This window comes from Pseudomonas sp. SWRI68 (assembly GCF_014269165.1).
Taxonomy (GTDB): Bacteria; Pseudomonadota; Gammaproteobacteria; order Pseudomonadales; family Pseudomonadaceae; genus Aquipseudomonas; species Aquipseudomonas capeferrum.
This window is the reverse complement of the sequence record NZ_JABWRU010000035.1, coordinates 1-19,064: the sequence shown is the minus strand read 5'-3', so window position 1 is coordinate 19,064 and position 19,064 is coordinate 1. Positions and strand designations below refer to the sequence as shown.

At 56.7% G+C, this 19,064-nt stretch carries 27 protein-coding genes and 3 pseudogenes; 11 read left to right on the top strand and 19 right to left on the bottom strand.

Annotated features, from left to right (window positions below; genetic code table 11):
- Positions 1-185: 185 nt before the first annotated feature.
- Positions 186-341, bottom strand: coding sequence for a hypothetical protein (locus HU770_RS27210; protein WP_238347565.1), 156 nt, complete (start codon positions 339-341; stop codon positions 186-188).
- Entirely contained in the window at positions 338-811 is a 474-nt protein-coding gene (locus tag HU770_RS26260) for a hypothetical protein (RefSeq protein ID WP_186666435.1), read from the bottom strand. The genes HU770_RS27210 and HU770_RS26260 overlap by 4 nt, the downstream gene beginning before the upstream one ends.
- Before the next feature lie 172 nt (positions 812-983).
- Here HU770_RS26260 and HU770_RS26255 point away from each other — a divergent pair, with 172 nt between their 5' ends.
- Positions 984-1,280, top strand: coding sequence for a hypothetical protein (locus tag HU770_RS26255; protein ID WP_186666452.1), 297 nt, complete (start codon positions 984-986; stop codon positions 1,278-1,280).
- A gap of 15 nt (positions 1,281-1,295) precedes the next feature.
- On the opposite strand, the gene HU770_RS26250 is transcribed toward HU770_RS26255, so the two are convergent.
- Positions 1,296-1,556 (bottom strand): hypothetical protein, encoded by a 261-nt coding sequence (locus HU770_RS26250; protein WP_186666433.1) that lies wholly within the window; start codon positions 1,554-1,556, stop codon positions 1,296-1,298.
- On the bottom strand, positions 1,553-2,107 hold the full coding sequence (locus HU770_RS26245; protein ID WP_186666431.1) for a hypothetical protein: 555 nt from the start codon (positions 2,105-2,107) through the stop codon (positions 1,553-1,555). Before HU770_RS26245 ends, HU770_RS26250 begins: the two co-directional genes overlap by 4 nt.
- A 47-nt stretch (positions 2,108-2,154) precedes the next feature.
- Here HU770_RS26245 and HU770_RS26240 point away from each other — a divergent pair, with 47 nt between their 5' ends.
- From HU770_RS26240 to trbK, 3 genes are all read left to right on the top strand, one after another.
- Positions 2,155-2,823 carry a hypothetical protein gene (locus HU770_RS26240; protein WP_186666430.1) on the top strand — a complete coding sequence of 223 codons (669 nt, stop codon included), beginning with the start codon at positions 2,155-2,157 and terminating at the stop codon, positions 2,821-2,823.
- Positions 2,824-2,929: 106 nt separating this feature from the next.
- On the top strand, positions 2,930-3,127 hold the full coding sequence (locus tag HU770_RS26235; RefSeq protein ID WP_186666428.1) for a hypothetical protein: 198 nt from the start codon (positions 2,930-2,932) through the stop codon (positions 3,125-3,127).
- An 88-nt stretch (positions 3,128-3,215) separates the two neighbouring features.
- Entirely contained in the window at positions 3,216-3,434 is a 219-nt protein-coding gene (gene trbK / locus HU770_RS26230; protein WP_186666426.1) for an entry exclusion lipoprotein TrbK, read from the top strand.
- Positions 3,435-3,500: 66 nt separating this feature from the next.
- On the opposite strand, the gene HU770_RS26225 is transcribed toward trbK, so the two are convergent.
- A complete protein-coding gene (locus HU770_RS26225) occupies positions 3,501-4,211 on the bottom strand; it encodes a hypothetical protein (RefSeq protein WP_186666418.1) in 711 nt (236 codons plus the stop codon).
- Positions 4,212-4,409: 198 nt separating this feature from the next.
- Here HU770_RS26225 and HU770_RS26220 point away from each other — a divergent pair, with 198 nt between their 5' ends.
- Positions 4,410-4,808: a hypothetical protein gene (locus HU770_RS26220; RefSeq protein ID WP_186666416.1), complete on the top strand. Its 399-nt coding sequence runs from the start codon at positions 4,410-4,412 to the stop codon at positions 4,806-4,808.
- Between the two features lie 28 nt (positions 4,809-4,836).
- Here HU770_RS26220 and HU770_RS26215 read toward each other — a convergent pair.
- Positions 4,837-5,496 (bottom strand): annotated as a pseudogene (locus HU770_RS26215) (nucleoid-associated protein); the annotation flags it as partial.
- On the opposite strand from HU770_RS26215, the pseudogene HU770_RS26210 reads away from it, so the two are divergent.
- The 3 genes and pseudogenes from HU770_RS26210 to HU770_RS26200 all read left to right on the top strand — a co-directional run.
- Positions 5,495-5,824 (top strand): annotated as a pseudogene (locus tag HU770_RS26210) (DUF4113 domain-containing protein); the annotation flags it as partial. The pseudogenes HU770_RS26215 and HU770_RS26210 sit on opposite strands and share 2 nt — an antisense overlap.
- Positions 5,818-6,027 carry a hypothetical protein gene (locus HU770_RS26205; RefSeq protein WP_186666414.1) on the top strand — a complete coding sequence of 70 codons (210 nt, stop codon included), beginning with the start codon at positions 5,818-5,820 and terminating at the stop codon, positions 6,025-6,027. The pseudogene HU770_RS26210 and the gene HU770_RS26205, both read left to right, overlap by 7 nt.
- A gap of 228 nt (positions 6,028-6,255) precedes the next feature.
- Positions 6,256-7,020: a hypothetical protein gene (locus HU770_RS26200; RefSeq protein WP_186666412.1), complete on the top strand. Its 765-nt coding sequence runs from the start codon at positions 6,256-6,258 to the stop codon at positions 7,018-7,020.
- A gap of 405 nt (positions 7,021-7,425) precedes the next feature.
- Here the strand turns inward: HU770_RS26200 and HU770_RS26195 are convergent, their stop codons facing one another.
- Both HU770_RS26195 and HU770_RS26190 read right to left on the bottom strand, forming a co-directional pair.
- Positions 7,426-7,833 carry a DUF3224 domain-containing protein gene (locus HU770_RS26195; RefSeq protein ID WP_186666410.1) on the bottom strand — a complete coding sequence of 136 codons (408 nt, stop codon included), beginning with the start codon at positions 7,831-7,833 and terminating at the stop codon, positions 7,426-7,428.
- Between the two features lie 70 nt (positions 7,834-7,903).
- A complete protein-coding gene (locus HU770_RS26190) occupies positions 7,904-9,439 on the bottom strand; it encodes an IS66 family transposase (RefSeq protein WP_186666408.1) in 1,536 nt (511 codons plus the stop codon).
- Here HU770_RS26190 and HU770_RS26185 point away from each other — a divergent pair.
- A complete protein-coding gene (locus HU770_RS26185) occupies positions 9,438-9,668 on the top strand; it encodes a hypothetical protein (RefSeq protein ID WP_186666399.1) in 231 nt (76 codons plus the stop codon). The two genes, HU770_RS26190 and HU770_RS26185, sit on opposite strands and share 2 nt — an antisense overlap.
- Positions 9,669-9,887: 219 nt before the next feature.
- Here HU770_RS26185 and HU770_RS26180 read toward each other — a convergent pair whose 3' ends face one another.
- From HU770_RS26180 to HU770_RS26170, 3 genes are all read right to left on the bottom strand, one after another.
- Positions 9,888-10,913, bottom strand: coding sequence for an IS110 family transposase (locus tag HU770_RS26180; RefSeq protein ID WP_186666397.1), 1,026 nt, complete (start codon positions 10,911-10,913; stop codon positions 9,888-9,890).
- Positions 10,914-10,983: 70 nt separating this feature from the next.
- Complete coding sequence (gene tnpB / locus HU770_RS26175) at positions 10,984-11,199, bottom strand: IS66 family insertion sequence element accessory protein TnpB (RefSeq protein WP_186666395.1); 216 nt, start codon at positions 11,197-11,199, stop codon at positions 10,984-10,986.
- Positions 11,196-11,516 carry a transposase gene (locus HU770_RS26170; protein WP_186666393.1) on the bottom strand — a complete coding sequence of 107 codons (321 nt, stop codon included), beginning with the start codon at positions 11,514-11,516 and terminating at the stop codon, positions 11,196-11,198. The genes tnpB and HU770_RS26170 overlap by 4 nt, the downstream gene beginning before the upstream one ends.
- Before the next feature lie 79 nt (positions 11,517-11,595).
- On the opposite strand from HU770_RS26170, the gene HU770_RS26165 reads away from it, so the two are divergent.
- A complete protein-coding gene (locus HU770_RS26165) occupies positions 11,596-12,189 on the top strand; it encodes a tyrosine-type recombinase/integrase (RefSeq protein ID WP_339471019.1) in 594 nt (197 codons plus the stop codon).
- A gap of 68 nt (positions 12,190-12,257) precedes the next feature.
- Here HU770_RS26165 and HU770_RS26160 read toward each other — a convergent pair whose 3' ends face one another.
- From HU770_RS26160 to HU770_RS26145, 5 genes and pseudogenes are all read right to left on the bottom strand, one after another.
- On the bottom strand, positions 12,258-12,728 hold the full coding sequence (locus tag HU770_RS26160) for a hypothetical protein (protein WP_186666391.1): 471 nt from the start codon (positions 12,726-12,728) through the stop codon (positions 12,258-12,260).
- Between the two features lie 29 nt (positions 12,729-12,757).
- On the bottom strand, positions 12,758-13,516 hold the full coding sequence (locus HU770_RS26155; protein ID WP_136474566.1) for an HNH endonuclease: 759 nt from the start codon (positions 13,514-13,516) through the stop codon (positions 12,758-12,760).
- A 451-nt stretch (positions 13,517-13,967) separates the two neighbouring features.
- A pseudogene (locus tag HU770_RS27205) lies at positions 13,968-14,174 on the bottom strand (site-specific integrase); the annotation flags it as partial.
- Between the two features lie 228 nt (positions 14,175-14,402).
- Positions 14,403-14,723 (bottom strand): hypothetical protein, encoded by a 321-nt coding sequence (locus HU770_RS26150; protein WP_033700074.1) that lies wholly within the window; start codon positions 14,721-14,723, stop codon positions 14,403-14,405.
- A gap of 505 nt (positions 14,724-15,228) precedes the next feature.
- Entirely contained in the window at positions 15,229-15,486 is a 258-nt protein-coding gene (locus HU770_RS26145; RefSeq protein ID WP_186655665.1) for a hypothetical protein, read from the bottom strand.
- 271 nt (positions 15,487-15,757) lie between these two features.
- Here HU770_RS26145 and HU770_RS26140 point away from each other — a divergent pair, with 271 nt between their 5' ends.
- Positions 15,758-16,330 carry a DapH/DapD/GlmU-related protein gene (locus HU770_RS26140; protein ID WP_238338587.1) on the top strand — a complete coding sequence of 191 codons (573 nt, stop codon included), beginning with the start codon at positions 15,758-15,760 and terminating at the stop codon, positions 16,328-16,330.
- 692 nt (positions 16,331-17,022) lie between these two features.
- Here HU770_RS26140 and HU770_RS26135 read toward each other — a convergent pair.
- The 3 genes from HU770_RS26135 to HU770_RS26125 all read right to left on the bottom strand — a co-directional run.
- Entirely contained in the window at positions 17,023-18,441 is a 1,419-nt protein-coding gene (locus HU770_RS26135) for a calcium-binding protein (RefSeq protein ID WP_186666389.1), read from the bottom strand.
- Complete coding sequence (locus HU770_RS26130; protein ID WP_186666387.1) at positions 18,438-18,674, bottom strand: hypothetical protein; 237 nt, start codon at positions 18,672-18,674, stop codon at positions 18,438-18,440. Before HU770_RS26130 ends, HU770_RS26135 begins: the two co-directional genes overlap by 4 nt.
- A 309-nt stretch (positions 18,675-18,983) precedes the next feature.
- Positions 18,984-19,064 (bottom strand): IS3 family transposase (locus tag HU770_RS26125; RefSeq protein WP_186653653.1); only part of this gene is annotated, 81 nt, incomplete at its 5' end.

The following is a 19,064-nucleotide window of genomic DNA, read 5'->3' as shown; positions in this document are numbered from 1 at the left end:
AGTTACTGCGCTCACAGCTGATACCTCTCATCAATCCAGCGCCCAGGCGCCAGAGCGGGTGTAGGTTCGGGTTGGGTTTCGTGCGGGGAGAGCTGGCGCTCGTTGCCGGCCTGGTCTGGGCCACGCAGCATCCAGTCGGGTAAACAGGACAGGCCGCTTGCCGCGCCGGCACCGCCGCCTGCTGATCACTTCCAGCAGGTCACGGCTCGGGCGTCGTCATGCTCAACAGTTGTGCCACGCATTGGATTGTCCAGCTTCTGTCGCGCAGCCTGCGCTGGCGTCATCGGTTCGCAGCCGGCCAGGGTGGCCAGCAGCAGGAGGCAGAGGGCGAGGCGGGTCATGACTTGAGCGCCTCCATACCCTGGTCGATCGCTCGGTCTAGCGCGTCGTTGGCAAGAATGTCCTCATGTTCGGCGTAACCGCAGATGATGGGAGGCATGTTGTATTCGCTGCCCAGGTCCTCTTGGTCGTCTGGGTTTCGCAGCCATCGGTAGCGCTCGGCGTCAGGGCGAAGGGCCTGTAATTCGCTTTGCAGCTGATCCATCTGGCCGAACTCGAAGTCTTCACGCTGGTTGTCGATCAGTCGCAGGTCGATGTGGATGCTGTCCGACCAGACGCCTTCGTCGTGGTCGAATCGTTCGCACCAGAAGGTTCCCTGTTCGTCACGCTCGGCAATTGTGAAGCTGTCGTACGGGCCACCGTAGGTCGGGACCTGGCCGCCATCGGCGCGCTCGATCCACATGAAGAACTTGCGCCCGGTGATCGGGCATTCATCTGGGCACCACGGTGCCGCCTGCTTTGACTTGGGCATAGCGCTTCCTTGGCCGCCATATCGCGGCAGTGAATAGAGGGGAGAGGGGTTAGCAAAAGCCGTGCTAGCCAATTGTCTGATTCAAATCACAAATCAGGCTGGTGCGGTTGCGAACCGCTTCGCTTTGGCTATGGTGGCTTGATGGCATTCAACTAAAGACGTGGAGTACGACATTCGTATTCGCGGAGACGTTTATTGGCAGTGGGCGGATCCGACCCAGCATCACCGGGACCATGAAGAAACTCTCGATGACGGGACTTTCATTGACGTTCAGGTAAGATTGTCGCGAACAGGCAATACGCAGATGTTCATCGGCCTTTACGCCCCTAGCGGCATGGCCATCCATGAGGAGGCCTTCGATTCCCGGCCTGGCGAGTCGATGACTAGGGCGTTGGCGTGGGGCGTGGGCCGGGCCCGCCGCGCTGCCACTGAAGGCGTACCGGCTGCCGACCTTCTCGTCGCCTCGTAATAGAGGGGAGAGGGGTTACAGCTGGGGAGTACAGATGTTCTCTTGCTGGGCGGAGTCTTCCGCACGCATGAAGGCCGCCATGTCGCCCATCTGCTCGACGATGAAGCGCTCCTCATCAGCTGCGGCAGCGATGATCCTTTCCTTGCGTTTCTGACACAGCTGGCAATCGACTTCGGCCCAGTCGCCTGATAGCTCGCTGGCCTCACCCAGCCAGGTACCGCAGGGCGTCTGCTCAATGTCTTCCAGGTCAGTGAATGGTGCGAAGTGCGTTTTCACGACTTCGACTCCGGATCTGCACTGACAGACAGGGTCGCGTCAATGCGACCAATCAGGGCGATCGTGGCGCCGCGAAAACCGATTTCAGCCTTGATGGCGAGGAGCTCTGCGTAGGACTCTCGCAGCAGCGCATCCCGCTCGGCCAGCTGGGCGCGCAGGGTGTCGAGCTCTCCCTCAAGCATCTTGATCTGGCGGTTCGCTGCAATAAGCGCCGCTTGGGTGTCGTAGGCGATCTTGTGGAGTCGCTCAACCTCGCCAGCATCGGCGTGGGTGTAGAGCGGAACCATGCCAGGCTCTGGTTCGGCCCACATCCATTCATGCTGATAGATACCGCCAAGACGCCCAAAAGACTTTAAGTTCTCAAATGACCTGGGGTCTGCGTAGGCCACCGGCTCGCCCTGGCGCTGATCGACTGGCTTGGCCAGGATGGTGCGAAACTCTCGAGCCATGGTGCAACAGTTGTCTTCCTGCGGCAGCTTTTCCGCTTGCTCGATGGTTTCACTCGGCACGCTGACCATCTCTGTGTTGCTGGATCGGTTTTCTGTGGGCATGGGGATACCTCGCCGTTTACTATTAGCGGCTGGAAATAGGAGGGACAATGCTCAACGATTATGGAAAAAGCCTATTGAAGCCTTGGCTGTCGGTTCAGAATTTTGTTTGGGCTTTTGCGTTAATTTTTATGGTCAGCCTGTTAATAAGGGTCAATGATTTGACAAGCTCTGAAATTGCCAGTTGGGTTCAAGCCGTTGGCTCAATTTTGGCAATTATCGGGGCGCTAGCTGTTAGTCGAGCACAGGTTTCAAGCCAAAATGCGGTGGCGTTTGAACAAATTCAACATCAGATCGATATGAAAAAGAGGTCTGATCGAGATCGTGCTGAAGCATTTTTAGCAGTGGTAGATTGTGCTGCAACTCTCTGTAATGCGGTGTGCCAAACTACGATCCAAGATGGTTCGGTAACTACTCTAATGAGGGGGTGGACTTCTCATATGCGAGAGGTTAGCCAATCAAGCCTGCTAGCGCTTCGAAACTTACCCGTTCACGAATTTGGATCGTATGAGCTTGTGGTCGCCCACGGGACGGTACTAGCAGCATTTGTTGAGTTCATTGCAGAGGTTGATATAGTTTCAAAGGGCGGGCGAAGCGTGAAAGTACCTGTATCCCATGGGGCGTTTGGTGGGATGGCCATGCAAAATGCACTCATGCAGGCTGGGTTCGGTACGTTCAAAGATGCTCACATTGCGAAACATGGTCCGCTGTCCGAGTAAACTCGCTGCTTTCCTCATGCAGGCGCCACCCTCGCCGGGGAGGCGTTATCGTTGAATAGGGGAAGGGGGTCTATACTTTCGTGTTCATCACTTGGAGGAATGGCTCATGACTACCTGCAAGAAATGCAATACGGAGTTCAAGGCTGATCTGCATGATGATCCGGACACGGGCGATTTGAAGTTGAGCTGCCCTAAGTGCGGTGCAAAACACACTGCCCGCAAGCTGCCGACTCCGGCGGGGGCCCCTGCAGAATATGAGGTGTCACTGGCAGAAGGTGGCGGGTACGATCACGGCAACGGTTAGGGCGCTGGCGGGCAGCACGTGGTGTCAGGTTTTGCGGCGCGCATCGATCTTTGGTATAACGCCCGGCCATTTCACAGGAAGGAACCTCATGAAACGAGCCATTGCTCCGCTCTTCGTTGCCGCGCTCGCTATTGGCTTGGCCGGCTGTAAAGAAGATGCCGTCGACACTGCAGCCTACGAGCCGACCGCCGAACACTGCCAGCCTGACTACCTGAAAACTCTTCCGGACAACAAGGCCCGCGAAGACCTGGTGGAGAAGTGCATGACCGGTGGTTCGTACAAGAAGTCAGAGCCGAAGACCTGGTAACGTTTTCTTCGTCAATCAGCGCCGCCTCATCAGGCGGCGTTTTGGTTTGCGGGCAGCGCCGGAGGGTCAGTAGTCGTCTGATCCGGCGTAGCGGATGTCGCCCGTGTAGATCTGCTCGTATTCGACCTTGGTGCCGCCCGTGTACAGATTCAGCACCAGGGCCTCGGCTCCGTACGCGCTACCGAGGATCAGCGACTTCTTCATGTCGGTCTCGCCCACGCGAAGGGAGTAGCATTCGCCGCCTCCGTTGAAAGCCATCTGAACCTGGCACGAATACTTCTCCACCCCCTCGTTGGCGTCAGCGTAGAGGGTCCAGTACTCGGAAGTGGACGAGTATCCTGTGCCTTTCTCGACGATGAAGGTTGGCGATTTACTGCCGTATTTGTCGCGAAGATGGCTGTCCTCGAAGGCCTTGGTCAGCTTGTCGATCAGCTCAGAGAGCTTGAGGCGAGCAGGAAGCGGCTCAAGCACTTTGGCGAGCTTTTCTGTGATGGTCTGGCGAAGTGCCTGTTCCTGGTAGTCTTCGATCATTGAAGAAACGGTTTTGAGCACCAGATCGCCGTAGCGGCCCAGGCCCTTGATCGAGGTTGGCATAGCACCCGCCAGGCTGTCTTCCAGCAGTTTCTTGAACGGCGAGTTGTAGCAGAACTGCTCTTTGATCGCGCTCGTGACCGCGCTTTCGATGTTCTTGTCGATGATCGGCTGCAGCTTTTCCGGGCTCAGCGCGGCGGCTACCGACTCGGCTACGATCCCTTCGATGTTGATGTCGAGTTGCATGGCGTATCTCCTGGGCATGCGCCGCCCTCCGTGGCCGGATGCGGCATGGTGGCAATTTGGCTTGGTATGTTGTTTACTCATCAGGCCGGAGCGGGGCCTTTCCCCGCTTAATCCGGTATCAGGCATCTGCGAGGCAGGTGCCTTTTTTGTGCGTGCTTCCCGCCCGGCGAGGGCGATCAGATAGGAAAACAGGACGTGATGAAACGCTGGCTGCGAACCCTGGGAATTTGTGTATTGGCTGCTGGCGCTACTGCTTGCTCAACCATCGATAGCCTTGAGCCGACCGACAGCGGAATTACGTTGGAAGTCAACAACAAGCCATATGCGGAGGTTTGGAAGTCGTCGGTCAACGCGATGAGCTCAAACCTTGCGATTGTTGAGATGGATAAGAGAGCTGGCGTTATCAAATCGGAAGCGCCTGCCGGTATGGCTACCTGGGGTGAGGTCGTGGGCCTTTTCATCAGCCCGGCTACCAAAACCTCAGACCACTATACGATTCACATCGTGAGCAAGACGCGCTCCACGTATCAATTAACTGGACAGAACTGGGCACCATCTGTGGCGGCTCGAATTCAAGCTGACCTAGATTTCGAGTAACAGGCCCAGCACGGGTAAGTGCGTGGAGTCAGGCTGCCACTGACCGCTTCAGCTGGTCGACCAGCTGCGTCGGAAGGTTCTTGATGGTCAGGCTGGCGCTGGCCTGGTCGAACTCGACTCGCTCACCAAGCAGGTGCGCTTCGAAACTGATCGACATGCCTTCGGGGCGGCCGGTGTAGCGGCGATACTGGTTGAGCGTGCGCTTGTCGGCGGCAAAGGCCTCGGAGAGTCCGTAATCGCCGGCCCTGATGAAGTAGGCGAAGGTCTTCGGCCTGTCCTCATCCAGCACCTCGGAGAGCTCGTCCAGGCTGATCGGCTCACCGATCTTGCCCTGCGCCTGGGCGTAGGCCACCAGGTCCTGGCTCTTCTCGCTGGCGGTGTTGCTCGACAGGTCTTCAGCGCTCACGAAGTCGGTGAAGGCCTTGAGCAGCGTGCGCGTTTCGCCTGGACTGTCGATCCCTTCCTGGCAGCCGATGAAGTCTTGGAAGTAGTGCGAAAGCCGCTTGCCGTTCTTGCTCTTGGTGAACGAGATGTACTGTCGCGACGCTGGGTTGTTCTTCCACTCGCTCAGATTGATCCGGGCGGCAAAGTGCAGGGCGCTGGTATCGAGGTGGCGCGAAACCGAGACGGTGAGGTCATCAGCAACCGAGATCGTCTCGGCCTCGCGCAAGATGGAGATGGTCAGGTACCCAACCTGCGACACGCTGCTGATGACCCGACTGGCCACCGATGCTGTTGCGCGAATCTTCCGGCCGGGTTTTCGGTACAGCAAGGCAGAGGTGCTGCTGATGGACCTGCGGCAACCAGGTGAGTTTTCAGAGGACTTGTTTGCGCTCAAGCAATCGCTGGCATGTGACCGACTGATGCAGGTGATGGATGACATCAACGAGCGGTGGGGGAGGGGGACAATGCGAGCCGCCAGCGTACCGGCGACACCGGACTGGGGAATGAGGAGGGAGATGATGAGCCAATCCTATACGACGCGGATCGATCAGCTGTGGACGGTCAAGTGTTGAGCTTGCCACCGGCCTGGCTGGCCGAACTCAATGATCAGTTCGCTCTGGTAGCCGATCCCGATGGCAGGGCCGCAGTGCTTGCCGAGCTCGCGATTTCCGCGCACCGACGTAGCGACGTTGACACAGACCAGTTGGCCGACATGCTTGAGTTTGCCGAGGCGGCCAGGCTGTGGGCGCTGATTGAGGATGAAGAGACCGCTTGAACCGCTTGATGCGCGGCGGCTAGGGGCGATAGTTGCCAGTCGTGGATGGCTGCTTTCGACCCATTGCGGCCGTTCGCGAAGGGCGGATATCGGCCAAAATCGGATAGTGATAGAAAAATAAATCTGTCGCCTTTCGATCGTCTTTTTTGGCTGTGGGTTGTCAGCAGTGGCAATTGCGGGCAACGTTGTATCGCTCGGTTATCACGACTTTAAAAATAAGGATGGATAATGAAACTCAAGGAATGGGCTCAACTCGAGGCCCTTTATAAAATCAGTCGTAAACAACCCAATAAACACATATTTAAACTCCACAATGCTCGCAAGTTATGGCCAATGTGGTCAGCGATAGGGTCAACCGCAATGCTTTTTGTGTTCGCAATGTTCGGCATCAAGAACCCTACGTTGATTCCTTACACCTACATGGCACTGGCTCCTTGGGCTCTTCTGCTCTATGTCACGCGCCTTAAAGCATTGCGCATGGTTTACCCGCAGCAGTTTGCAGATCACGCGATTGACCACCAGCCGAGCCTAGAAAGGGAAAACACCCTTTGTTATGCCTTCTTTCTGGAGGGATTGCGCAAGGAGGGCTACACGGTTGAGAAACTACGCGAGTTGTCAGCTTATGCTGGCCTGACCGGAAAACCCGCCAGGCCTGCTTTATCCCAGAACCTGAGTTTCGCCTCTCTGATCGCGCTGATGATCGCATTGTGCACGGAAATTATTAAAGCCACGCCTTTGTTCACATGGGGCAAGGGCTCGGTGATCGTGGTGCTGGGTATGGGCGCACTGTTCTTGAACTGGCTGGTACTGGACGGTATTCGCAGCGTTTCCTATGAGCGGATGTGCATAAAACGCTATGTCGAAATGGCCGTTTTCGACTTGGCTGAACTTCTTGATAAGACCGCCGAGTTACCTGTCGAGCAGCAGCTACCGGCGGTGTTGAGCATCGCAGAACGAGACAGTAGCGTCAGCCCTGTCGCTGATTTGTCCTAGCTTTTGGCTGCGAGTTAGATGCAGCCCTTTCAAGGTATTTAGGTAGAACAGGCAACAAGTAACCTGTGGCGAGCGGGCTTGTCCCGCGTTGGGTTGCGAAGCAGCCCCAAAACCAGCAGTCGAAGAGTGCCTGACTCACCGCATTCTTTCTTTTGGATTCGCTTCGCAAACCCAACGAAAAGGGGAAAGATTTATTTACCGCTCCTCAGTCCGCTTCCGGCCGGTTAGCGACCGCTGCTCTGGTTAACCATCCTTGTCCTCCCACACGTGGAGGATTTGCCATGAACATCATCGTAACCTGCGGCCGTCAGCCCTGGAACAAAGGAAAATTGGTCGGTAAGCGTCCGGTGATCACACCCGCCCCTGAGTGCGACAAGGGGCGGTGTTGAGTAGAAAGCGAGCTAATCAGGCTAACTGGTAATTCAGCCGAATGCGATGCGTACCCTCACCATCAATTGAGATCTCCCCGGATCCGGAGATTCCTTTCAATTCATTTGTACCACTGCCTGCGACGATGCAAAAAAATTCGTCGTTACGCTCCGAGCCCGTTGTTGATGCGGAATGGACAAAATTGAAAGTGCCCGTTCGCCCATTCACCGTACCCTGGAAGCTCTCCATCGCGATGTAGGTGCCTACCTTGGTAGCGTGGTCAAATGCTGCGGTGAAGAACGTTAATGATTCACCTTGTATATCCCCTACGTAGGTTTTTTCCATGGTGCTGACAGTCACTGGCAAGGCCGTTGTGATCTCGACGGCAGGATTAAGGCCTGTAGGTTTAAGATTTTTTGGCGAAAAGATTGCTAGTGCGTCCATTCTAATCCGACTCGTTCCATAAGCTTGGGTGATTAGTCTACTGTAATCGCCCCAATCCGCTCGACGATAGTCAGGCCGGTACCCACTGATGCGGCAGCAACTGCTCGATCTCGCTCGCCCGCTGCGTTGGCAACCGCGTCAGCACATCTTTGAGATAAGCATACGGGTCATGTCCATTCATGCGCGCCGACTGGATCAGGCTCATGATGGCCGCCGCCCGTTTACCGCTGCGCAGCGACCCGGCAAACAGCCAGTTCGAGCGTCCAAGTGCCCATGGCCGTATCTGGTTCTCGACCTGGTTGTTGTCGATGGGCACAGCCCCATCCTCCAGGTAGCGCGTCAGCGCTACCCAGCGTTTCAGGGTGTAATCGAGGGCTTTGGCCGTGGCTGATCCGTTGGGCACCAGGTCGCGCTGGGCCAACATCCAGTCATGCAGTTTTTTAATGATCGGTGCCGCCATTTCCTGCCGTATTCGCCAGCGGTCTTCATCACTCATGTCTCGCGCTTGGCGTTCGACCTCGTACAAACCGCTGATCGAGTGCAGCGCCTGTTCGGCCAACTGACTTTTGTTCGCCACATGCAGATCGAAAAACTTGCGACGGGCGTGAGCCATGCAGCCGATTTCAGTGATGCCCTGCTCAAAACCGGCTTTATAGCCAGCGAAGTCATCGCAGACCAGCTTGCCGTTCCAGTCGCCCAGGAAGTTGCGCGCATGTTCGCCAGCACGGCTTGGACTGAAGTCGTAAACCACCGCTTTGAGCGCCGAAAACGGCGTAGTGCTGTAGGCCCAGACGTAGGCCCGGTGGGTTTTCTTCTCTCCCGGCGCAAGCATTTGCACAGGCGTTTCATCAGCATGAATCACGCCTTGGTTCAGCACCGCTTCACTCAGTGCATCGACCAGAGGCTGGAGCCGCACGCCGGTTTGCCCAACCCACTGGGCCAAGGTCGAGCGAGCGATTGCCAGCCCGGCGCGGCGAAAGATCCTCTCCTGCCGGTACAGCGGCAAGTGATCGGCAAACTTGGCCACCATCACGTGGGCCAGCAGGCCTGCGGTTGGGATACCTTTGTCGATAACCTGCGCCGGCACCGGCGCCTGGATCAGTGTTTCGCACTGACGGCAGGCCCATTTACCACGCACATGTTGCTCGACGGTAAACACGCCCGGCGTGTAATCCAGCTTCTCGCTGACGTCTTCCCCAATACGCTGAAGTTGGCAGCCACAGGCGCACTGAGTGCTTTCTGGCTCGTGGCGAATCACGGTACGCGGAAACTGCGGCGGCAATGGTGCACGTTTGGGTGATTGCCGTGGCTCGGCCTGTGACGAAGCGGGAAGAAGCTGTTTTAGTTCTGCCTCGATGGCTTCAAGGTCTGTATCGAGCAGGTCATCCAGCAAGCTGCCTTGTGCCGGGCTGATTTGCTCACTGCGCTTGGCAAACTTGTGGCGTTTGAGCAGGGCGATTTCGAACTTGAACTGTTCGATGAGGATTTCATCGTTCTGGATCTTCTTGCTCATCGCCTCGACCTGAGACTGCAATTGCAACGCCTGTGCCGCCAAGGCTCGAAGCTGTTCCGGGGTCATCTGGTCGAGGTTGAGCGAGAAAGTCATGCCGCCGATTGTGCCAGAGCAGGCCCGAAACGACGACAAACAGACCGGCCAAAATGGCCGGCGGTTACAGCATGCTGATCACACCACCTGCGCCGACGCGTTGCCACGGCAGGCCCAGTACCAACGCCTGGAGTTGCTCGCTGTCGAGTTCGACCTCACAGCCGTGGCGAATGCCGGGCCAGTGAAATCTATGGTCACCCCATTTTTTGCAATACTGTTTAACGGATGAAGTTGTTGGCTTGCTAAAATCTATCCGGCGTCTAATTGGGGTATACCCCGCGCCACGATGAGAGTCGCGCCTGACGAACCTTAAGAACTTGCTCGGCTTCTCTAGCTAGCCGGTTTCACTGTCAGGATCTTCGCCAGGCCGGTAGGCCGTTCATTTCATCTGTTGTTCAGCTATCGCAAAACCTGAAAGGTGAATCGTGGTACAGCATCAACCGCAGGGCTAGGTGTTCAGCGCGTCTGGCCCTGCTTTGTATTCGGTGTGGTGTGCGGCGATTGCCCACGCTATGCGTGCCAGCTTGTTAGCCAGCGCGCAGGCGACTACGTTGGAATGACGTCGCATCAGCAGGCTGCGCACCCAGTCGGCCAGAGCGCCTTTCTGATGCTCTAGACGCTGCATGTAGAGCCTGGCGCACTGCACCAAAAGCCGTCTTAGGTTCTTGTCACCACGCTTGCTGATCCCCAGCAAATTCGCCCGTCCGCCCGTGCTGTATTGTCTGGGCACCAGTCCGACGGACGCTGCGAAGTCGCGACTGCAACCGTATTGCTGGCCATCACCCATTTCTACAGCCAGCAGGCTGGCGGTGATCGGCCCGACGCACGGCATGCTTAGCAAACGACTGCCCAGATCATCGTCAGCAAGTTGGCCTGCTAGCTCTTTATCAAGCCCCTTGACCTGCTCGTCCAGGTAGACGAAATGGTCGTGCAAGCGCTGTAGCAGCATTGTTAACCGAACAGGCAACTCGTGCTCGGCGAGCACATCAGACAGGCGCTTCATGACGGCCAGCCCCTGCGGCAGGCTGATGCCGAACTCCAACAGGAATCCATGCACCTGATTGACGGCCTTTGTGCGGTCGCGGATCAGCGATTCGCGCAGGCGGTGCAATACTGAAAGGGTTTGTTGGGCTTCGGTCTTAGGTGAAACAAAGCGCATTGTCGGGCGCGAAGCGGCCTCGCAGATCGCTTGCGCATCGATGAAGTCGTTTTTGTTGCCTTTGACGAAGGGCTTAACGAACTGCGGGGAAATCAGCTTGGCTTGATGGCCCACAGCTGTCAGCTCGCGCGCTACGAAATGCGCACCAGCGCAGGCTTCCATCACCACGGTGCAAGCGGATAGGTTGGCGAAGAACCGCATCATCTGCTGTCGTGAAAGCTTCTTGCGAAACAGCTCTCGACCGGATTTGTCCTGGCCGTGCAGATGGAAGGTGTGTTTGCCGAGGTCGATACCGACCAGTGCCAAATCGCTCATGGTGATGGTCTCCGAATTAAAAACACCCTGCGAAAGCGTAGCCCTCGCAGGGTGAGGGGTGACCATCTCATTACTTGCCTTGATTCAGTCGTCGCGCGGCAAGCCAGACGCCCACGCCGTCGTGCACCAGCACTTTCATCCGGTTAGCCCGGCGATTGGCGAATAGATAAGCGCAGTGCGGCTTCGCCGCACCGAACACCGCGATCACTCGGGCCAATGCCGTTTCGGTGCCGGCGCGCATGTCCATCGGCTCGGTGGTCAGCCAGATTGCATCGATGCGGATCATCGAGCAACAGCCCGGATAAATTGCGCGCAGCCCTCGGGGTCTGAGGTTGGCCATCTCACTGTGATCACCTGGCCGGCCACGGGCAACTCGATGATCACTGACGCTTCGGCTGGCCGTTTAGGTGCGGCTTTTAGCGGGACGAAGGCTGGCAGCGAGGTTGTTGCAGGCTGGTCTCGGTAGAGCGGCAGCCACTTGCGGATGACGTTGGCATTGATGCCGTGGCTGATGGCGACACTGGATACGGTCGCCCCAGGTTGGAGGCATTCCTGAACGACCTGGGCTTTGAACGGTTTCGGATAAGAGCTTCGTTGGCGCATGGAAATCCTGGCGATAAGGGCGATCGCGTCCGCTTAAAAATACGCGGACACCATCGCCCTTAAAGCTGGAGTTCGGAAGGTGCGTTCGCCGGACGCTTACATTGGTCGGGCAGAAAGCCCCCTCCGACTGAGAGATATCTGGGCGATCCGAGTAAGGCTTCAAATTGGAGAGAGAACCCGTGACCTGGCTCTCTTCGATCTGGCCATAGACAGCAAGCTTCGAGCCTGCGACTTAACCAAGCTCCGTGTGCGCGACGTTGCCCATGGCGAACAGGTGTCCTCAAGAGCCATGGTGATGCAGCAGAAAACGCACCGGCCAGTCCAGTTCGAGATTACTGAACAAACACGGTCCGCTGTCGCGGCTTGGATACATCAGGCCCAGCTACGCAGCGAGGACTGCCTTTTCCCTAGCCGACTGCATACCTCAGACCATCTATCCACTCAGCAGTACGCTCGCATCGTCAAAGGCTGGGTGAAGACCGTTGGCCTTGATCCAGCCATGTATGGCACTCATACGATGAGACGTACGAAGGCATCGCTTATCTATCGCAGGACGAAGAACCTGCGGGCGGTTCAACTGCTGCTCGGCCATACGAAGTTGGAAAGCACCGTTCGATATTTGGGGATTGAGGTCGATGACGCTCTGGAGATGGCAGAACAGACCGAGGTTTGATCATGCATAGCGGCGGTCTAAGCCAGACCGTCGCTGACCGGCCAAGAGTGGACGGTCATCAGAGCCGATCAGTCAGCCCTATTCGCATAGGCTTCGCGAACCTTGGAGTGGCCTGAGACTACCGCTCGTAGGATTACCAGCCCTCGATGAAGCAAGTCCTCGCTCCTTTGTGGCTCAAACCAGTGGCCGTTGAATTTCCCTCCATGGAACAAGTTGTTCCTCACTCTGCACACGAGGCGCAGAACGAGTTCTGCTTGGCTCTGATGATTGGGAAGCGTCGTCGACCAACTGAGGACTCCGTCTAAAACCACTTGTTTTTTAGGGGGATGAGTAAGGTAGTACTGGATCGCGCCTTCAGTTTCCGCATTCGGTGGCACGTCAAAAACTGCTATCACCTGTGCTGCGAAGGTGCCCCAGTCGGCCTGTGGTTTATTTGGGGAGCCCTCCAGAAGCCCAACGGCCTTGAGGCAATACTCGCAGCGTGCGAATTCACGAAAAAACGAAAAGGCAAGGAGATCCAATTCGGTAGGTGTGGTCATGTTACGGGGTCCTCGCTGTTCGCGGGTGCCTAAGGCGCTTTGTGGACGTTCGTATTGTGGTATGCCAGATAGCGGTCTCCAAGAGAGTGCCCCTCTGCTGGTCGGAGGTCGGTTTGGTTGAGAGTGCGCGCGCCGTAATCAAGCTCGGCGTGGTGATTCGGGCATACGCAGACGATGTTCTCCAATATATCCGGTCCGTTATGGGGGGCTCCCAGTGGCTGAACATGATGGGCTTCAGCGTACCGGCTCCCATCAGGCAGTATGATCGTGTGATCGCAGAGTTGGCATTGGTAGTCGTGTAGTTGCTTGACTCGCCGTGCCAGCAATGTGTCGCGAATGATCCGATAAGTTGTTACTTCTGCGCGATCAGTTGAACCTTCAATATCAACGGCCGCAGGCGGCTCTGGAACAGTCTCCTGGGGGAGAAATGGCAACCAATCGAAGCTTTTCGATTTTTCAATTTCTTCCCTCCACCAGGCAAAGTCCTCAGGCTGTCGACCAAACAACTCAAAATAGCCTTTGCCCGGCATCAATGAGCTGCGATCAATCACCAGGCCGGTGATCGCTGGTTTGCGAGTTTCATACGTCCATTCAGCAAGAGAAACGAGTCCTTGGACCTTGAGGCTTTCGCCAAATTTTTCTCGCAGCTGAGGTAGGCCGAGACGGTCGTGCACTTCCTTGTAGCCGATGAAGGTTTGCGGGTTTGCAGGCCTTACGGAGGGTAGTTTGGCTACTAGGAGCGCCAACAGCCGCTGGCCCTGAGCATCAAGAGCAGTAATGGAAGACATGTGAGCAGTCCTTCGCGCAGAATCGATATGCAACGATATCAACATTGCAGCGTACCTTGTAAAGGCCTGTGGTCGAGGTTGGTGGGATTTAGCTGCTTGGGCCGCTAGTCGGAGATTGAAAAAGCGAGCAATTGCTGCACAGTACCTATGGTACGAAAATCTAAAAAAGTGGAAATGAGGGAAGGCGGCTGCCAGCCCTCAAATGCGAATCTGATGCCTACGTCTGCTTCTGGCCGCCTGCTGCCCTTCCCCAAGGGCAGCTAAGGGTCGAAAGCGGACAGTCAGCGACAGCTAGCAGGTGATACCAATTTTGATACCACTGATTGGGATATGAGGGTAATGGTGGGGCGTTTGTCCCAATGAAATCAACCCTTTGTCACCGCCAAACACCCCCTAAATACTGCATGGTGATGTTAGCGGTGGAGATCAAAGGAGCTTACCTATCAATAACTTACGTGGCTTCGTCGCAGCTGCGAGCCCATTTCGGACCAATCTGGAGCGGTTCCAGCTCCTGCCAGTCGTTGGACGTGTCAATCCAGCGCGCATGAGTCGATAAGAGCATCTGCACGCCATGCCCGAGCTGTTGGGCGATAAATGCGGGGTTGAGACCAGACATTGAGCCTATTGTCGCATAGGTATGGCGGCAGTTATACGGGGGTATCTGATCCCCAGTGTCTTAGGGGGCGGCGCCATTGAGGTTGCAGGTTCGAACCGCACGTATCTACCCCTCACTGGCAGGCGCGCGCGATGGGCGAAGAGAGAAAGATGCACACAGGCATGGGCGGAAACCAGCACTTTAAGGCCTGAGAGGCCGAGTGGGCTTCACTGAATTGTTCGGCTTTCGATCTGCAGGGCAGTCCTGCCGCTAGACAACCCTGCAGAAGCTTCAGAGCTTGTACTGGATGGTGTAGGACGCATCGGTTCGAGGTTCGATGGTAATTGGCATGCCGAATAGCTTCCCTTTACATTCACTGACGACGCAGCGATACACGGACCCCTGTCTGAGCTGCGCCCACAAGCCTTCGTCATGGATCACGATGCGCACGACATGGCTTTCCGGATCTTCTCTGATCTGAGCAACGTGGTGATCCAGGTCGCAGCCGAATTCAGGCGTGGTGAACTCTGGATCGTAGCCGATCAGCACCCCGTGCCGTTTTAGATCGTCCCTGATACGCTCAATAACGTCGTCCGCTTCTTGTTTTAGCATGATCGTCATCTCACGGTGTTTGAACTCATGAAAAACTCTAGCTGACCCAGATGGTTTTCGCTGAAATGCGTTAAAAACTTAAACGGCGACCCTTGTAGAATGCCGGTCACAGGCGGTCTAATCCCGCTTTTTTTGGAACCGATTTGTCTGCCAGAGTGTGTGCGTGTTCACGTGCTACTCATTTTTGCTGGCAGGGGCATTGATCAAGGTGTGTTGACTGTTGCGAGTGAAAACAAAGAAAACCCTCAGGTTGCTACGGAAGTGGTTCGTCTATCTCTGGATTGCAGGCTTGGCGGGCAACTCCAGCAGGTTGTTCGAGCACCTTTCACTCTGGAAGCCCTGGCGCTTGATCAAGGGTGCCGCCGCGTATCTTCTGGCCACCTGAAGCAGGACCTGTTTATTCGTTGTGAACTGGCCGTGGGACTTCACCTCGATGCTAAGCGGGAGGTGCATACCTGCCCTGCGCTAGAGGTGAAGCTGGCTAAACGCGCTATTGAGGGCGGCGCTAGCCTCGAATCACCTCGAGGCGAGCCCGCCCGGCATCGGTGATGGCGTTCTCTCCTTCATCACGGATGCGATACCGACCCGACACCATTTTGGTAATCGTGAATCGCACCAGCTCGCTCCTCGACAGGGCTTCACCTACTTCAAAGCTCATTGCACGCTCTAGATCGAAGAGTTTTGTTTCTCCGGTTTTGTAGCGGGCAAACGCTATCAGTGCCGAATCCAAAGCTGCTTGATCAACCACCTGAACACGCTGCATTTGACCTCCTGGTCTGAATCGCCCAGGTCCATGGGTTTCAAAGTGACGGACCTGGAAGTTCGTAGAGGCCGAGACGCTACTACGGAGCAGGGCAGGTGGGTTACTGGGTTTGCGTCCAGGGTGGATGGGTGGCCAGGGGCTGCAGGGGCGATTACCATGAGCCCGACACGATCGGCTAAAGAAGTGTGCAAGGTCGCCGATAAAACGGCGCTATATAAAGTGTACCTTTGGCACGGGCCCGTTAGTGCTTCAGCTCGGCCATGCTTGCCGCATGGGTCGACAATCCGACCTTAAGCAACCATCACCTCATTGGGTTTACCGCTTGTTTTTATTCATCGCAAAACTCAAACGTAGCTTGACCCCACGCCAGCTCATGCGATTGCTGGATACCCATGATCTGGGCAAGAAGCAGACTAATCGCCTTATGGCCAAGGCGGGTATTCGCACTGAAGGCAGCGTTGTCATTCGCCCACCGATCTACTTCGAGCGCGGCAACCTGGAACTGGGCAAGGGCGCGTTTATCAATAGCGGTTGCGTGTTACTCGACGAGGCAACTATCCGCATTGGGCGCAAAGCGATGCTGGGACCACAGGTACGACTGTGCACGACCAGCCATGATGTCCACCCGGATCGGCGCAAGAGCAACGACTACATTGCGCCGATCACCGTGGGCGACAATGCATGGATAGGCGCGGGCGCCGTGATATTGCCGGGCGTCAACATTGGCCAGAACAGTGTGGTTGCGGCCAACAGTGTGGTGACTGAGGATGTTGTCGCCAATGCGCTTTATGCCGGCTCTCCGGCGAAGTTCAAGAAGTGGCTGGTAGAGCCGGACGCGGTGTAAGTTGCAGCCGCGAGCTTAGCTTCCGCCGCCACCCGAGCCACCGCTTGCCCCACCGCTGCCACCTGCGCCCCCACCGGCACCGCTGCTACCCGTACCACTGCCGCCGGTGCTACGCCCCGGGCCGGCGGTACCGCTATTACCCGAGCCCGTGTGATCAGTCCCATCGCCGCCTGTTTTGTCGGTTCCGTTTCTTTCGGTGCCTGCGCCGGTGCCCATGGCATCTGCGGGCGTACCAGAGCCACTTGCTGCGCCGCCGCTAGGGCTACCTTGGCTGGTGTTTGCGCCTGGCGTACCAGGCGAGCCTGCGCCGTTGTCGTTCATATCGCTGGCCGCGGAGGCCATAGGGGTAATGACGCCCAGGCAAAGGGCGAGCAGCAGGGTCTGCGGACTAGTCCGTTTCATGATGTATCTCCCATTAGGATGAGTACATCTCTTGGGCTATAAGCTGAGGACAGGGTGCCAAGGGACTGACGGATGGCGGCCTGTCGTGGCCGGGATTTCAGCAATTATGTCTGCCCAAAAAATGATCCCGAGCGAGGAAGACCATGAGCTACGATCAAGTTATCAGACGCGGGAAAACCTGGCCCAGTTGGGCAATGAGGTTAACAGTACATCTCGACATGAAACCCGTAGCATTATCCTCTCGGCTCTCGCAGGGGCGGCATTTGCCCTGGTGACGAGCTGGGTAGCATTCAGGGTCTTTTCCTGACTGACAGCTGCCTCGTGCGAAATTGCATCCACTTAACCACTTGATTGCCCGTGCCACCCACGAAGAGGTTGTTCGAGGCACTGGTACTGTCCTTGAGCACATCATCGCTGGCATCGCCGTACAGACGGTTGCTGCCGCTGCCGCCGTCGAGGGTGTCGTTGCCCGCGCCGCCGTGCAGTTCGCCCAGATTGTCCCAGTCAGTCAGCACATCGTCATGGTCCGTCCCAAAAAGGGTCATCGCCTTGATGTGGGCATAGCTCCAAACGGTGCCGTCAGCGAAGCGAATCTCTTCCAGCTTGTAGTAGCTTGCGCCGTCGCTGGTGAAGTAGTTGCTCACCGTCACCTTGTCGGTCGAGCCCGCCAGCGACAGGATCAGGTTGTTGCTCGAACGGGTGACCAGGATATCGCTCGACGCGATGTCCGCCGCGAACTCGATAGCATCCACCTTGCCGGTGCTGCTGTCGTTGTTGTTGACCGTGTCCTGGCCCCAGCCACGGCTGAAACGGTACACGTCGCTGTCGGCATCGCCGCTCAGGGTGTCGTTGCCGGCGCCGCCGTACAGGCTGTCGTTGCCTTCGCCGCCCAGCAGGATGTCATTGCCATTACCGCCGTGCAGGCGGTCATTGCCGGCGCCTCCATCCAAGAAATCGACACCATCGTTGCCATACAAGTTGTCGTTGCCGGCCTCGCCAAACAGGAAGTCGGAGCTTGCGCCACCTTGCAAGGTGCTGTCGGTTACCGTATCGACCACTAAGCTGCTACCGGTGCCCAGCTGTATTTTCAGCTCGTCGAGCTGCTGGCTATTTAGCTGCCGCACCCAAGTACCAGCCAGCTCGATGTGGCTGGAGGCCCAGCCGGTACTGCCGGCCATCGCTGAGCTGAACTCGATCAGGTCAATGATGCCCTTGACTGGGTCGTTGCCATTTACCTGCGCCACTCGAGCAATGGCACCACTGTAGTCCAGGGTCACGCCGTTCTCATTGAGAGCGAACGAAACCTCTTCAAGGTAGGGTTTGAGACGAGTTTGCAGCAGCAGACCGCTATATACCGAGTCCATCAGCGCCTGATAGGCCGCTCGAATATTGGCCTCCTGTTGCGGGCCGAAACTGAAGTCTTCCTCGGTCAGGTAATAGGTCGTACCAAAGGCCAGACTTCCAGAGCCAGTGAGCCCCTGGGCGCCAGCGGAGTACGAAAAACTGACCAAGTCCCCCGATTTACTGGATGTGGCTGGCTTGAACTCGAAGAAGTTCTGATTGTTGAACACTTCGAGGACTTTGACCATTTCCAGCAGATCTTTCGTCTCGAGCAGGGCGGTGGTCGGAGAGTCATCTTCCTGCCCCTCACCAAGCGCGAGCGAACCTCCGCCAGAACCGGAGCCGGAACCACCAGCGGCCAGTTTCATCTCGTGTAACTCTCGCTGGCATCCAGCTTGCCGTCGGCATTGCTATCAGCATCCTGCATAGCCTCGAAGCCGTCCTTGGCCTCGCTGCCATCGGCCGACAGGGTGTTCTCGCCGAACAATTCACGGCCACTGTCGATGGTGCCATTGCCATTGCGATCCAGCACCAGCAGGCCATCGTCGGACTTGACCCAGCCAGAGCCGTGTTTATCGCCGTCGCCATCGTGATCGAACAATACTTGGCCTTCAGCTCCGTATGTTTCGATACCGTCGCCATCTAAGTCTAGGATTATAGGAGATGCCGTTTTAAGTGCGGCCGTGAAGTTTGCGTTAACAAAGTCACTTATAATCCCCCCCCATTTAGACCAGTCAAATTGCTCCATCCATTGTTCAGCCTTTTGTCGGGCCTCAGGATTTTGCGAATTTCGAGCCCCCCACATGAATATTAGCAGCATGAAGTTAATGTTTGCTGCGTCAGCCCAGTCACCACCAGTGTCGCGTATTTGCTCCCACATTCTGGACTGCCCCCAAAAAGTTGGACAGTTCTATGCTGCCGCCTGGGTCCTGTACTCGACAGGGCTCAGGCCATTGAGCCTCAGCTTGATGCGGTCATGGTTGTAGTAGTG

Bases quoted from the DNA above. Each gene is read 5' to 3' on its own strand.
- HU770_RS27210 (WP_238347565.1), bottom strand. From the start codon at position 341: ATGACCCGCCTCGCCCTCTGCCTCCTGCTGCTGGCCACCCTGGCCGGC.
- HU770_RS26260 (WP_186666435.1), bottom strand. From the start codon at position 811: ATGCCCAAGTCAAAGCAGGCGGCACCGTGGTGCCCAGATGAATGCCCG.
- HU770_RS26245 (WP_186666431.1), bottom strand. From the start codon at position 2,107: ATGCCCACAGAAAACCGATCCAGCAACACAGAGATGGTCAGCGTGCCG.
- HU770_RS26240 (WP_186666430.1), top strand. From the start codon at position 2,155: ATGCTCAACGATTATGGAAAAAGCCTATTGAAGCCTTGGCTGTCGGTT.
- HU770_RS26235 (WP_186666428.1), top strand. From the start codon at position 2,930: ATGACTACCTGCAAGAAATGCAATACGGAGTTCAAGGCTGATCTGCAT.
- trbK (WP_186666426.1), top strand. From the start codon at position 3,216: ATGAAACGAGCCATTGCTCCGCTCTTCGTTGCCGCGCTCGCTATTGGC.
- HU770_RS26225 (WP_186666418.1), bottom strand. From the start codon at position 4,211: ATGCAACTCGACATCAACATCGAAGGGATCGTAGCCGAGTCGGTAGCC.
- HU770_RS26220 (WP_186666416.1), top strand. From the start codon at position 4,410: ATGAAACGCTGGCTGCGAACCCTGGGAATTTGTGTATTGGCTGCTGGC.
- HU770_RS26200 (WP_186666412.1), top strand. From the start codon at position 6,256: ATGAAACTCAAGGAATGGGCTCAACTCGAGGCCCTTTATAAAATCAGT.
- HU770_RS26195 (WP_186666410.1), bottom strand. From the start codon at position 7,833: ATGGACGCACTAGCAATCTTTTCGCCAAAAAATCTTAAACCTACAGGC.
- HU770_RS26185 (WP_186666399.1), top strand. From the start codon at position 9,438: ATGCCGCCGATTGTGCCAGAGCAGGCCCGAAACGACGACAAACAGACC.
- HU770_RS26190 (WP_186666408.1), bottom strand. From the start codon at position 9,439: ATGACTTTCTCGCTCAACCTCGACCAGATGACCCCGGAACAGCTTCGA.
- HU770_RS26180 (WP_186666397.1), bottom strand. From the start codon at position 10,913: ATGAGCGATTTGGCACTGGTCGGTATCGACCTCGGCAAACACACCTTC.
- tnpB (WP_186666395.1), bottom strand. From the start codon at position 11,199: ATGATCCGCATCGATGCAATCTGGCTGACCACCGAGCCGATGGACATG.
- HU770_RS26170 (WP_186666393.1), bottom strand. From the start codon at position 11,516: ATGCGCCAACGAAGCTCTTATCCGAAACCGTTCAAAGCCCAGGTCGTT.
- HU770_RS26160 (WP_186666391.1), bottom strand. From the start codon at position 12,728: ATGACCACACCTACCGAATTGGATCTCCTTGCCTTTTCGTTTTTTCGT.
- HU770_RS26155 (WP_136474566.1), bottom strand. From the start codon at position 13,516: ATGTCTTCCATTACTGCTCTTGATGCTCAGGGCCAGCGGCTGTTGGCG.
- HU770_RS26150 (WP_033700074.1), bottom strand. From the start codon at position 14,723: ATGCTAAAACAAGAAGCGGACGACGTTATTGAGCGTATCAGGGACGAT.
- HU770_RS26145 (WP_186655665.1), bottom strand. From the start codon at position 15,486: ATGCAGCGTGTTCAGGTGGTTGATCAAGCAGCTTTGGATTCGGCACTG.
- HU770_RS26140 (WP_238338587.1), top strand. From the start codon at position 15,758: ATGGGTCGACAATCCGACCTTAAGCAACCATCACCTCATTGGGTTTAC.
- HU770_RS26135 (WP_186666389.1), bottom strand. From the start codon at position 18,441: ATGAAACTGGCCGCTGGTGGTTCCGGCTCCGGTTCTGGCGGAGGTTCG.